Source organism: Halanaerobium kushneri (assembly GCF_900156285.1).
Lineage (GTDB): Bacteria > Bacillota > Halanaerobiia > Halanaerobiales > Halanaerobiaceae > Halanaerobium > Halanaerobium kushneri.
On record NZ_FTNC01000004.1, the window covers coordinates 98,756 to 112,401 of the forward strand.

The following is a 13,646-nucleotide window of genomic DNA, read 5'->3' on the forward strand; positions in this document are numbered from 1 at the left end:
TTTAAATAATGACAATATCTAATTTTGTTAGAAGTATACAGAATATTATGCGTCAAGATGCTGGTGTCGATGGAGATGCTCAAAGAATTTCACAGTTAGTCTGGATGCTCTTCTTGAAAGTGTTCGATACTAAAGAAGAAGAATGGGAAGTAGTTGAAGACGATTATACTCCGATCATTCCAGAAAAATATCAGTGGAGGAACTGGGCTGGAGATGAAGAGGGTATGACTGGAAATGAATTATTAGAGTTTGTTGATAATGAATTATTTGTTGAATTAAGTAACCTTGAAATAGATGAATATACTGATGAAAGAAAAATTTTGGTTAAAGAAGTTTTTGCTGATTCCTATAATTACATGAAATCCGGTACTTTAATGAGAAAAGTTATAAATAGAATTAACCAGGTTGATTTTGATAATTATAAAGAAAGACATGCATTCAATGAGATATATGAAACTATATTAAAAGACTTACAAAGTGCTGGTAATTCAGGAGAGTATTATACTCCACGTGCAGTTACTGATTTTGTTATCGAAATGTTGGATCCTAAAATTGAAGAGTCTGTGGCTGATTTTGCCTGTGGTACTGGTGGGTTTTTAGTTAGTTCTTTAGAATATAGAAGGAATAAATATGATCTCTCAGTTGAGGACAGAGAGAATCTGCAAAATGGACTCCATGGTGTCGAAAAAAAACCTATGCCTTATATGCTTGGAGTAACAAATTTAATCTTGCACGACATAGACACTCCAGATATTTTACATGGTAATTCATTAAATAAAAGTTTAAGAGAGTTTACTGAAAAAGATAAATTTGATGTTATAGCAATGAATCCTCCTTTTGGTGGAACTGAGCAGGATATTATTCAGATGAATTTTCCTAAACCTTTTCAAACATCTGAAACAGCAGATTTATTTATGACATTAATTATGTACAGGTTAAAAGAAGATGGTAGAGCTGGAGTTGTTTTACCAGATGGGTTCTTTTTTGGAACTGATAATGCTAAATTAGAGATAAAAAAGAAATTATTTGATGAATTTAATTTACATACAATCGTTAGATTACCTGGTAGTGTTTTTGCTCCTTATACTTCTATTGCTACTAATCTTTTATTTTTTAATAAAAATGTTGAGGGAACAGATAAAGTCTGGTATTATGAATTACCTCTACCAGAAGGTTATAAGGCATTTTCTAAGACTAAACCAATGCAATCTAAACACTTTGAAGAAGTTAGAAACTGGTGGAATGATAGAGAAGAAACTGAAAGAGCTTGGCAGGTTGAAAAAGAAGAAATTGTTGGAAGTGATTATAATCTAGATATAAATAATCCTAATGTTATAGAAGAGGATAATCATGACCCTAAAGAACTACTTAGGAAATATAATGAGGTTCAAAATGAGATTACAGGATTACAGGAATTAATTAAAGAAGAACTTAAAGAAGTACTGTAGGAGGTCTTAATGTGAGTATATATTTAGATGAATTTGAAACACTATATGGAATATCAGATAATATCGAAAAATTAAGGAAGAAAATTTTAGATTTTGCTCTTGAAGGCAAGTTATCTTATCAAAGTGAGGAAGAAAAATCAGGAGAAGATATTATTGAAAAAATAGCTAAATTAAAAGAAGATTTATTATCAAAAGGGTTAGTAAAAACTCCAAGAGGAAAACTAAAAAAAATAAGTAAAGAAGATATACCATCATTTGAAATTCCTGAAAATTGGGAATGGACTAGATTAGGTTCATTAGGAGAAACTAAAACTGGTAAGACTCCTAAAAGAAGTAATGACGAATATTATTTTGGAAATATTCCTTTTATAAAACCGGATAATATTTATTATAATAAAATTGATTATAATACAAAGTTAAAATTAACAGAAGAGGGTGCAGAAAAAAGTAGATTGGTTCCTGAAAATACAATTTTAATGGTTTGTATAGGTACAGTTGGAAAGGCTTATATAACTGACCGTGAAAGTTGTTTTAATCAGCAAATTAATTCACTTACCCTATATTCAGATAAATTATTAGAGCCAAAATTATTTTTATACTTTATGCAGAGTAGTTATTTTAATAATAGAGCATTAGAATTATCTTCAAAAACTACTATTCCAATAATAAATAAAACTAAATGGAAAAATATTTTAGTTCCAGTTCCTCCATTAGAAGAACAAAAAAGAATTGTAGAAAAAATAGAAAAGTTAATGAAAGAAGTTGATAAATTAGAAGATAAACTTAATCAAAAAGAAAGTATTTCTCAAAATCTTTCAGAATCAATTGTTATTGCAATAAAAGACAGCAAGAATGCTGAAGAATTAAAAGATAATATAAATTTTATTATTGAAAATTTTGATGTTATTTTTAAGACTTCAGAATCAATGGATGAAATGAGAAATATTGTTTTGCAGTTAGCCATTGAAGGTAAATTAGTACCGCAGGATGAAAGTGATGAGCCAGCTTTAGAATTGATTAATAAAATTGAAGAAGAGAAAAAAGAATTAATTAAAAAAGGAGAGATTAAAAAATCAAGATTAAAAATAGAAGAAAAAAACAATAATAAAACACATTATATTATTCCAAAAAATTGGAAATGGGAAAAACTTGGCAATATTTGTTTCAAAATTACCGATGGCTCCCATAATCCTCCTAAGGGAATAAGTGGTGAAGGTTATGAAATGTTAAGTGCAACGAATATTTTAAATGATAAGATTGATTTTAAAAAACCTTCTAGAATAATAAAAGAAAAAGATTTTAAAAAAGAGCATAAAAGAACACAAATCGAGAAGGGAGATTTATTATTAACAATAGTTGGTACACTTGGTCGTTCCTTAGTAGTTGATACAGATAAATTATTTACAGTTCAAAGAAGTGTAGCTGTACTTAAGACAGGAATTAATGTTCATTATTTAAGATATGTTATGCTTAGTCCTTACATAAAGCAAACCATGGAGGAAGAGGCAAAAGGAACAGCTCAAAAGGGAATATATTTAGGCCAATTAGCTAACTTATTAATTCCGATACCTTCCCTTAGTGAGCAAGAACGAATTGTAAAAACAGTAGATGCTTTAATGGAAATGATAGATAAATTAAAAAGAAAATTAGAAAAAAGAGACTATATAATTGAAAGGCTTGGAACAATTTAATCTTTTACTCAGATTCAAGCAGCCAGTATGTAAGTCATAATTTTTATAAATGTATTAAAAAATTAAGGAGGCTTTATAATGGCAAAAGTGAATATTGGTCTTGTTCAAATGAAAGCCCATCCAGCTTTTTCAGATAAAATGACTAACCAACTTTCTGAACCGATAACAATATTTGATGGTATAAAGCTAGGAGATTTATTATTAGATGAAAATGGGTATAATATTAGAGATAATATTCGAAAGACTTATATTAAGTATGTTGAAGAAAAAGTTAATAAGATTTTAAAATATATTTCCAAACAAGACATCGATATATTAATATTTCCTGAATACTCTGTTCCGGCAAAACTATTGGAAAAGTTAAAAACTTTTTCTTCAAGATATAATGTTATTATAATAGCAGGTAGCCATACTATTTTAGATAAATATAAAGAAATATATTCTAATATCGGGATAAATTTTAATCTTGATAGAAATGATAGTAAAAGTGATATTAGAAAATCAATTTCTCCAATATTTTTCCCAAATAAAACTGAATATATTGAAAAGATAAATAAATCTAGTTGGGAAAGTAGTAATATTTTAGGAGAAACAAAAAAATATTTTGAGTATGAAATAGGTGGAGAAGAAATAAAGTTTCTTGTTCAAATATGTATAGATGCTTTAATCAATGATCATAAGGTGGATGCAAATACTGATTTTATCATTATACCTTCTTGGTCTCCTAAAACATCTCCTTTTCTCGATATAGCTAGTATAGATCTTTTGAATGAAAAAAGCGTTATTTATTGTAATATTGCACAACATGGTAATTCATTTATTTCTACTCAGGTTGATCAAAGAACTAGTGATTATCATATAAAAAATAATAGGATCGAGCCTATAAAAAAAGAAGAAGAAGCCATTATTATTACAAAAATAAATACAAATTCGCAATATATAAAAAGGGCTACAGTTAAAAGTAGTGAAGGACCACAAGTATTAAATTATAGTCCTTTAATCTATCTAGATAAGAATTCTGAAGATGAATTAAAACAAGAAATTGAAAATAATCAAGAACATGAAAATATAATGGAATTTATAGAAAAACATTCAAGCATATTACCTGAAATTTATATAGAAAAATTAAAATTACTAATGCGAGGAATAGACAATGGTTCATTAAATAAAGAAGATATTAGATATTTAATAGATTTTTGTCCTGTAAATAAAATGAGAACTTTCGAAGAACTAGAACTAGATTTAGTTAATTATACTATTGAAAAATTACAAGATGTTTTAGTGAATAATAATATTAATGATTTAGATAAATTAGCTAAATACATTCAAAAATTAGGAAAAGAGAGGAAAAAACTTGAGAAAATAGTAAATAGTGATTACAATATTTCGAATATTGATATATCAGAAAATAGATTTACTAAATTAAAAGATCAAAAATTGGAAAAAGAGGTTGGTTCTTTTCAAAATAGAGGACAGGAATTAGTTGAAATTAGAGAATTCATGGATAATGGGAAACTTAGATTTTTAGGTATATATGGTATGAGAGGTATAGGAAAGACTTCGTTATTATCTCAAGCGTTTATAAAAATGTTTCCAGATATAAAAAAATATCGATTAGAATTAACTCCTGGCTCTGGATTTACAAAACTACTTGGTGAAATTGCAAATTCTTTAGATATTTCAGTAAATGAAGAAGACTTAATTGATCCAAGTGAAGATTTATTTTTAGAAATTAGAAGTAAATGGGATACAAAAGAAAAGAGTTGTTTAATAATCGACAATTGGAGTTATTTATTAGATCATAAAAGGGAACTGGATCCTAAAATAATAAAATTTCTAGAGATTTTATCTAGTTCTGAAGCTGAAAAGATAGTTAATAAAATAATTATTTTATCAGATCAACGGGTTAAATTTCCATTTGATTTAGAGAATGATATTAACATTTTAAAACTTAAAGGTTTTAAAGATCCTAAATATACTATAAGATTATATGATTACTGGATGAGGTCAAGTGGGTTAGATACCACTGAAATTAACATTCCTGATAGGTTAGTTGAATTTTTAGATGGTCATCCTTTAGCAATTAAGATTGCTTCATCCTTGTCTAAATACTATCCTCCTAAAGAAATTTTAGACAATGTAACTATTTTTAGTAAATTCCAAGATAAAGTTATTAATTTGTTTTTAGAAAAAATTGATTTAAATAAAAAAGAAAAAGATTTTATTAAGTATGCTTCTATATATAGAATACCGGTTTCTTTAGACGCTTACAGAAAATTTGGGGGTGATGAAGTTGTTTTTATTTTGGAAGATTTAATCGATAAATTTCTGATTGAACTTAATGGAGAAAAATATAAACTACATCCGTCAATTAAAAGTTTTTATTATAATAAATTAAGTGAAAAAACTAAAGATAAATATAATGAAATGGCCTTTGAATATTTTAATCAATGGGAAGAAGATTATATAAAAAAACCTATCATTGGAGCTGAAGCATTTCATCATGCCGTATCAGCTAATAAACTTAAAAAAATGAGAGAATTGTATAATTTTTTTCATACAGAATTGAGGCCTATTGCAAAAGAGGCTTATAAGAATCGTAATAATGAGAAATCAATAAAATTGTATAAGTTAATATATGAAATTGAAAAAAACGATTATGATGCTTTATTTCATATAAGTATGTGTCAAGGACGATTAGGTAGATGGAAAAAAAGTAATGAAAATTTTATTAAATCGTTGGAAATGGCTAAAGATGAAAATATTAAGCCATGGTGGATGCTCCAAGGATATGGAAGTATTTTATTAAAAGATAGAAAGTTTGGCCAATCCGAAGGAATGTTTATGGAGGCTTTAGAATTAGTAGAGGAAGAAGGAAATAAATGCTCAATATATGAAGGATTGGGAAGATTAAGAGCCCGAGAAGGAGATACTAATAAAGCGGAAGAATTTTTTAAAAAAGGAATAGATATATGCCCAAATGATACATACTTATTGGGATCATATATAGTTTTTTTAAAAAAAGAGGAACGATATAGTGAAGCAATGAAGTATGCTAATAAGGCATTAAAAATTGATCCAACAAATAAATTTATAATAAAACAGAAAAAAGAAATTGAAAGAATTAAACAGGGATAATAATGAATCTCAAAATGATTATTTTGGTAAAGAAAAAACTATAATTTAAGAAAATAATTAAGCTTAAGTAAAAATTTATGAATACAACAAATTCTATCTTAAGTCGCATTGGTTATAAGTGTAGATATTGCTGTTATTAAAGTGTTTAATTAAGTTTTTGAGTATTGCTTAAGTTTTCAATGAACTTTATCATATATACTTTTCCTATTTAATAGTGTATAATGGATCTAAATTATATTTATGATAGGAGATGGGTTTAATGAATAAAGTCGATCCAATCAGAGATAAAAGTTTAATTGAAGAAATTAAGACTGAGCTACTAAAGGATAATTACCGCAACTATTTGCTTTTTGTTTTAGGAATAAACACAGGATTAAGAATTGGTGATATCTTAAAGCTAAAAGTTCTGGATGTAAGAAATAAAACTCATATCATTTTAAAAGAGCAGAAGACAGGAAAGACTAAGAAGTTCTTTATAAATTCTGTTTTACGAGAAGCTTTGGACAGATATATTAAAAACATGTCTGACTATGAATATTTATTTCAGAGTAGAAATGGAACCAATCAGCCATTATCCCGCAGCCAGGCATACAGGGTGCTAAATAAAGCAGGAGAAACTGTAGGACTAGATAATATAGGGTGTCACTCTACTCGTAAAACATTTGGTTATCATCATTATAAACAGTACAAAGATGTGGCCCTGTTGCAGGAGCTGTTTAATCATTCTGCTCCCAGTATTACTTTAGATTATATTGGCATTAATCAGGATGTTATGGATAATTCAATGAAGAACTTTTCATTGTAACCAATTCTATTTTTTAAAGCATACTATAAATGTCTTGTTTACTTTCACCAAATGATTCTTGCTGGATTAATTTGATGAGTAACAAGATTGAGAAAATGAATATATTATTAAAAAAAATAATTGAATTTTCATTTATGAAAAATCTATTTTGATTTGTAAGTATAGTTTAAGCAGCTTATAAATTGGAATAGATTTTTTGTGTATAAAAAAGACCATTGTTTTTGAATTTCAAGAATAATAAAACAACTTGAAATTATAATCTGAAATATTTATATTATAAATTATAAGTATTTTTTTATTTTTAAATAATTCATATATATTTACATAAAGTCAAATATAATAGAATAACTATGAAAATAAATGAATAAAAATGAAAACTTATTAAAATATATAAAAAGATTTGACAAATAGTGAAAAAAGAGCTATAATAAATTTAACATAAGATATTGAGGAGAGATAAAAAATGAAATTAGCTACAAGGATCAATTCATTTTTAAGAACAGAAAAAAATGTTCTAGATGTTTTTGAAAAATTACATAATGTAGACGGATTAAATTATGTGGATCTAAATTATCCGGAACATTTTGATGGAGTAACTGTAGAAGAAGTAAAAAAAAGTATGGAAAAAAACGGTTTAAAATTGAATGGTTTAGCTTTAAGATTTAAAGATGACTTTATTAATGGAGAACTTGCAAATAAGAAAGATAAAATTGCAGATGCTGCTTTGAACTTGTGCAAAGAAGCTATTGATTTAACTGAAAAATTAGGAGGGAGTCAAATAACTATCTGGTTAGGATATGATGGTTTTGATTATTCTTTCCAAATTAATTATTCAGAATCTTGGAAAAAACTTGTTAAAAGTTTTCAGACTTTAGCAGATTATAATAGGAAAATGGATATAAGTATTGAATATAAACCCTATGAGCCAAGATCATTTTCTTTATTAGCTGACGCTGGTACGACCTTATTAATGTTGGAGGATATTGATAAAGATAATTTTGGTATTACATTAGATTTTTGTCATATGTTAATGAAGGGTGAAAATCCAGCTTATGGATTGGACCTGGCTTTTGATAGAGATAAACTATTTGGAATACATTTAAATGATGGGCATGGTTTACAGGATGATGGTATGATAGTAGGATCAGTAAATTTTATTAAAACTTTAGAGTTCTTGTATTATGTAAAAAAGTACAATTATAAAGGTATAATATATTTTGACACCTTCCCTATTAGAGAATCAGCAATGGAAGAAGCAGATATCAATGTAAAAATGATTAATAAGCACTTTGAAATAATTGAAAAAGTAGGAATGAAAAGAATTGAAAATATTATTGAAATGAATGATGCAGTTAAAGCTCAGAGGATTTTTCTAGAAGCTCTTAAATAAAAAATAAAAGTTTTGGATTATATCCAAAAAATAATAATTAATAAAAATAATTAGGAGGAGAATCATGAAAAAAGTTTTAGCTTTACTTAGTGTTTGTTTATTGGTTTTTGGTCTTGCTGGTAATGTTATGGCGTTTAATCCAGACTCTGCAGATGGTATAACATTTTATGAAATGAGAGATCAGTTTGGAGAAGTTCCTAATATTGAAACAGAACTAAGATTAGGGGCAGTTGCTAAAGCATTTGAAAATGAGTATTGGCGAACATTGAGAACTGGTTATGAGGCAATGGAAGAAAAATTAAATAATAAAGGTATGGATGTTGAAATTGATGTTAGAGCTGCCCAAGGAGAAAATGATGAACAAGGACAGCTTTCAATCGTCCAGAATATGATAAACAATGAATATTCAGCTTTATTATTATCACCTATTTCTGATGGTAATTTAGTACCAGGTGTAGAATCAGCTAATGAGAAAGGAATTCCAGTAGTTAATGTTAATGATGGAATTATTGAAAATGCACCAAATTATGTAGGACCAAGAGCTATTCAGAACGGAGAACTTGCAGCAGAATGGATTTCAGAAAAACTTAATGGTGAAGGTGAAGTTGCCATAGTTGTAGGTATGCCAAAAGCTTTTGCAGCTCGACAGAGAACAATTGGGTTTGAGAATTGGATGGAAGAAAATGCACCAGGGATTGATATTGTTGAGAGACAGAATGCTGACTGGGACAGATTGAAAGCAATGGATTTAGCTAATATCTGGCTCAAAACACATCCAAATTTAAAAGCGATATTCTGTAATAATGATACAATGGCTTTAGGTGTACAAGAAGCAGTTAATAATGCAGGAAAAGATATTCTTGTTGTAGGTGTAGATGGAATTGGTGAAGCTTATGATTCCATAAGAAATGGTGAAATGGATGCAACAATTGATTCATTCCCATTTTATAAAGCACAGGTAGCTGTAGAAGCAACTCTTAGAGTAATGGGAGGTCAAGATATTCCTCGCGTAGTATGGACTCCACAGGCTTTAATTGATAGTTCCAATGTGGATGCATCCGCTGAAGAAATCATTGATTGGAAAGACCCAGAATTTTAAACCATATTTAAAATCAAAGGGTAGTGATTATAAAATTACTACCCTTTTTAATGGAGAGGAGATATAAGATGAGTGATCAGGAAATAATTCAATTTAACAATGTAACAAAGGTTTTTCCTGGTGTAAAAGCCCTTGATAAAGTTAGTTTTAAAATTAATAAAGGAGAAGTTCATGCTCTATTGGGTGAGAATGGAGCTGGAAAATCAACTCTTTTAAATATTTTGCATGGAGTTTATCAGGGATATGAAGGAAAAGTACTTATAAAAAACGATGTAATTAAATTTGGAAATCCACATGAAGCAATCCAATTTGGAATATCCAAAGTTCATCAAGAGGTAAGTCTTATACCAGAGTTGACAGTAGGTCAAAATATAACTCTCAATTATGAACCAAAAAAGAAATTATTAATTGATTATGATAAGATGCATGAAGAAGCTAATAAAATTTTGGATAAATTGCATTGTAATTTTAGAAGTAAAGACTTGGTTAAAAATCTCAGCATTGGTGAGATGCAGATGATTTCTATTGCAAAAGCTTTATTTCATGATGCAAAAGTGATTTCTTTGGATGAGCCTACTGCATCATTAACTAGTTCAGAAACCGAAACTCTTTTTCGAATAATTAGAGAGCTAAAAGCAAATGGAATTACTATTATTTATGTGAGCCATCGTCTTGAAGAAATATTTAAAATAGCAGATAAGGCAACTGTTTTAAGAGATGGTAAATTTATTCGAACTTTTGATGTTGAAGATACAACAAAAGATGAGCTGATAAAAAGTATGGTAGGTAGAGATGTTTCTTCATTTGCTAAAAGAAATAAACCAAGACGATTTTCAGAAGAGGTAGTTTTAGAGATAAACAATTTAACTTTAGAACCGCATTTTAAGGATATTAGTTTTAAGTTAAGAAAAGGCGAAATTTTAGGTTTTGCTGGATTGGTTGGGGCAAAAAGAACTGATGTAGTTAGAACAATTTTTGGAGCTGACCATAAGGATGAAGGAGAAATAATTGTGCATGGTAATAATGTTGATATTAAAAGTCCTTTGGATGGGTTAGAAAATGGTATAGGATTGATTCCAGAAAATAGAAAAACTCAGGGATTTGTAAAAAATCTAAATAATGCTAATAATATAGGTTTGGCTTGCCTAGAAAATTTCAAAGATTTAATCTTTTTAGATCATGAAGAAAAAATAGAAAATAGCAAAGTTTTTATTGATAAAATTAATTTAAAACCAAAAGATCCATTGTATTTAACAAGAGAATTGAGTGGTGGAAATCAACAAAAAGTGGTTTTAGCAAAATGGTTATCTACAAATGTTGATATATTTATTTTTGATGAGCCTACCAAAGGTGTAGATGTTGGTGCTAAACAGGAGATATATAAATTGTTAGAAGATTTAGTTGCTCAGGGGAAATCAATAATAATGGTATCTTCAGAACTTCCTGAAGTAATTGGAATGAGTGATCGGATAGTAGTAATGAAAGAAGGTAGACTCACAAAAATTTTAGATTATAAAGAGTTTAGTGAAGAAAAAATTATGCATTATGCTATGGAGGGGACAGATGTTGAAGATAAAGAAGTTTAAGATATTTAGAGAATTTGGAATTTTAGTAGCTCTTTTTGCAATGGTAATTATATTTACAGCCCTAAACCCTATTTATATTAGTTTTAATAACATAATAGATATTATTCAACAGAGTGCAATAAATGGACTGATAGCAATAGGTATTACTTTTGCTATTTTGACAGCTGGGATTGACTTGTCAGTTGGATCTACCCTTGCAATAGTTATTGTTGTGGTAGGTAAATTTTTAACCTCTGGTTTAAATCCAATTATTGCTATATTCATTGGAATTTTAATAGGATTTTTATTAGGGGTATTTAATGGTCTTTTAATAACAAAACTGAAAATACAACCATTTGTAGCAACATTAGGAACCATGAGTGTCTATAGAGGAATAGCTTATGTAATAACAGGTGGTTGGCCCGTTTTGAATATGCCTAGAGATTTCAGAAACTTAGTAAGTGGAAGAGTATTCAATATTATTCCAATCCCGATATTTATATTAATTGGCTTTGCTATAATTACCCATATATTATTAAATCACACTAGATTTGGTACTTATGTTTATTCAATAGGAGGTAATGAGGAAGCAACCAGATTGTCAGGTGTAAACGTTGAAAAAAATAAAGTTTTAGCTTATGGATTGGTTGGTGTTGGAGCAGCATTAGCTGCATTGGTATTATTAGCTAGATTAGGAACAGGTGAGCCAACAGCTGGACAGGGATATGAGTTAGATGCAATTGCTGCAGCTGCAATTGGTGGAACCAGCCTGGCTGGAGGTAAAGGTAGTGTTTTAGGTACCTTTTTAGGTGCAATATTATTATCAGCCTTAAAAGTTGGATTAATAGTTACTGGTGTAGATACATTTTGGCAATTCATTGCTACAGGTAGTATAATTATAATTGCTGTTTATCTTGAACATGTACAATCTCAATTATATAAAAAGTAATAAAAATTATAGAGAGGTTCGATAAATATGAAAAAAGATAATAGTATAGTGGTTATTGGAAGTTTGAATTATGATATTTTATTAAAACAAAAACGATTACCGAAATTGGGAGAGACATATACAGTAGATTCTGTAAAAACTGGTGGTGGTGGAGAAGGGGCTAATCAGGCTGTTCAATGTAGAAAAATGGGAATCGAAACATATATGTTAGGATCTGTAGGGAAAGATGTATTCGGTGATTACCTGGTTAATAAACTTAAAAATTATAATGTTAATATTGATTACATTAAAAGAAATTCTAAGATTACAGGGTTAGGGATTAATAATATATTAGATGATGGTAGTCTTTATGCTAATATTGTTCAGGGTGCTAATTTTTCATTAAAAAAAAATGACCTTGAGAAATTTGAAAATCAAATCAAAAAAAGTAAAGTAATGCTCTTGCAACTTGAGATTCCAACTTCTATTGTTGAATTAGCTATTGATTTAGCTGCAAAACATGATTGCTATATTATATTAAATGCAGCACCAGCAAAAGAAGTTTCAAAAGACACTTTAAAAAAAGTTGATTGCTTGATAGTAAATGAAGTAGAGGCTTCCTATTATTGCAATAAAGATATTGAAGATATAAAATCTGCAATGGAAAAACATCATGAGTTATTAAATATGATAAAAGAAGTTTTAATTATTACAATGGGAAGTAAGGGGTCCTGTCTTTTCTATGAAGATAATAAAATTCATATTCCAGCATTAAAAGTTAAAGCTGTTGACACTACTGGAGCTGGAGATACATTTGTTGGTGTTTTTGCATCTAAATTAATTGAAGGCTATAATTATGTAGAAGCTATAAAATATGCATCTGCAGCTTCCTCAATTACAGTTCAGAAACATGGGGCACAAGAAATTATGCCTTATAAATCAGATATTGATAATATTTTTAGCAATAATAAGTTTGAAATAAAAAAATATTAACAAAAGTAATACAAAAATTATTGTGAAGTAATTAAATTTGACTAATTAATTTTTTATAAATGTCCTGATTATAATATTATTTGACATTCACAGGCAGTTAAGAAAGGATATAAAAATGATAACTTTAAAAGATAAAATCAGAGAAATTACTGGAGCAGAAACTGATTTTGAGGTTCATCATATTTTTAAAGAGATAGTTACTAAGCAAACTGTTATTAATGAAAAAGAAGAAATAGTTGATTTGATTTTTATAAAGCGAAGTCATATAGATGATAGAGATACTGAATCACCAGTTGAAAGCCCTGCTAAAATAATAGTAGCTACAACTTATGGATTGATTTTTGCAGAAGAAGGATTTAAGGAAATTACCGAAGATTATTATGGTTACAAAATGAAAAACATATATTATGATAAGATAAGTAGTGCTGAACTTGATATTTGTATGCTGCAGGGGGAATTCAAAGTAGTTGCAAATTCTTCCAAAGAACCTGAAATAAATATAAGTTTTAATACGGCTATATATTATGAAGAATTTGAAAAGATTTTTGAAATCATAAGAAAAAAGAGGATTGAATTTACCCAATAAAAC

General features: G+C 28.3%; 10 protein-coding genes. All 10 read left to right on the top strand.

Features of this window, described 5'->3' with window-relative positions:
• Nucleotides 1-8: 8 nt before the first annotated feature.
• The 10 genes from BW929_RS04060 (at nt 9) to BW929_RS04105 (ending at nt 13,643) form a co-directional block, all read left to right on the top strand.
• On the top strand, nt 9-1,448 hold the full coding sequence (locus BW929_RS04060; RefSeq protein ID WP_076544110.1) for a class I SAM-dependent DNA methyltransferase: 1,440 nt from the start codon (nt 9-11) through the stop codon (nt 1,446-1,448).
• An 11-nt stretch (nt 1,449-1,459) separates the two neighbouring features.
• Nucleotides 1,460-3,139, top strand: coding sequence for a restriction endonuclease subunit S (locus tag BW929_RS04065; RefSeq protein WP_076544111.1), 1,680 nt, complete (start codon nt 1,460-1,462; stop codon nt 3,137-3,139).
• 78 nt (nt 3,140-3,217) lie between these two features.
• Nucleotides 3,218-6,277 (top strand): tetratricopeptide repeat protein, encoded by a 3,060-nt coding sequence (locus BW929_RS04070; RefSeq protein ID WP_076544112.1) that lies wholly within the window; start codon nt 3,218-3,220, stop codon nt 6,275-6,277.
• 259 nt (nt 6,278-6,536) lie between these two features.
• Nucleotides 6,537-7,082 (top strand): site-specific integrase, encoded by a 546-nt coding sequence (locus BW929_RS04075; RefSeq protein WP_076544113.1) that lies wholly within the window; start codon nt 6,537-6,539, stop codon nt 7,080-7,082.
• Nucleotides 7,083-7,545: 463 nt separating this feature from the next.
• Nucleotides 7,546-8,472, top strand: coding sequence for a sugar phosphate isomerase/epimerase family protein (locus tag BW929_RS04080; RefSeq protein WP_076544114.1), 927 nt, complete (start codon nt 7,546-7,548; stop codon nt 8,470-8,472).
• 61 nt (nt 8,473-8,533) lie between these two features.
• Nucleotides 8,534-9,571 (top strand): sugar ABC transporter substrate-binding protein, encoded by a 1,038-nt coding sequence (locus tag BW929_RS04085; protein ID WP_407645362.1) that lies wholly within the window; start codon nt 8,534-8,536, stop codon nt 9,569-9,571.
• Nucleotides 9,572-9,639: 68 nt separating this feature from the next.
• Complete coding sequence (locus BW929_RS04090; protein WP_076544116.1) at nt 9,640-11,157, top strand: sugar ABC transporter ATP-binding protein; 1,518 nt, start codon at nt 9,640-9,642, stop codon at nt 11,155-11,157.
• A complete protein-coding gene (locus BW929_RS04095) occupies nt 11,135-12,085 on the top strand; it encodes an ABC transporter permease (protein WP_076544117.1) in 951 nt (316 codons plus the stop codon). Before BW929_RS04090 ends, BW929_RS04095 begins: the two co-directional genes overlap by 23 nt.
• 27 nt (nt 12,086-12,112) lie before the next feature.
• Nucleotides 12,113-13,057 carry a ribokinase gene (locus tag BW929_RS04100; protein ID WP_076544118.1) on the top strand — a complete coding sequence of 315 codons (945 nt, stop codon included), beginning with the start codon at nt 12,113-12,115 and terminating at the stop codon, nt 13,055-13,057.
• A gap of 115 nt (nt 13,058-13,172) precedes the next feature.
• The gene (locus tag BW929_RS04105) at nt 13,173-13,643 is read left to right on the top strand and encodes a hypothetical protein (protein WP_076544119.1); all 471 of its coding nucleotides are present in this window, start codon (nt 13,173-13,175) and stop codon (nt 13,641-13,643) included.
• The last annotated feature ends 3 nt before the right edge of the window (nt 13,644-13,646 follow it).

Coding starts and splice junctions, on each gene's coding strand:
- BW929_RS04100 (WP_076544118.1), top strand. CDS start 12,113: ATGAAAAAAGATAATAGTATAGTGGTTATTGGAAGTTTGAATTATGAT.
- BW929_RS04080 (WP_076544114.1), top strand. CDS start 7,546: ATGAAATTAGCTACAAGGATCAATTCATTTTTAAGAACAGAAAAAAAT.
- BW929_RS04070 (WP_076544112.1), top strand. CDS start 3,218: ATGGCAAAAGTGAATATTGGTCTTGTTCAAATGAAAGCCCATCCAGCT.
- BW929_RS04060 (WP_076544110.1), top strand. CDS start 9: ATGACAATATCTAATTTTGTTAGAAGTATACAGAATATTATGCGTCAA.
- BW929_RS04095 (WP_076544117.1), top strand. CDS start 11,135: ATGTTGAAGATAAAGAAGTTTAAGATATTTAGAGAATTTGGAATTTTA.
- BW929_RS04105 (WP_076544119.1), top strand. CDS start 13,173: ATGATAACTTTAAAAGATAAAATCAGAGAAATTACTGGAGCAGAAACT.
- BW929_RS04075 (WP_076544113.1), top strand. CDS start 6,537: ATGAATAAAGTCGATCCAATCAGAGATAAAAGTTTAATTGAAGAAATT.
- BW929_RS04090 (WP_076544116.1), top strand. CDS start 9,640: ATGAGTGATCAGGAAATAATTCAATTTAACAATGTAACAAAGGTTTTT.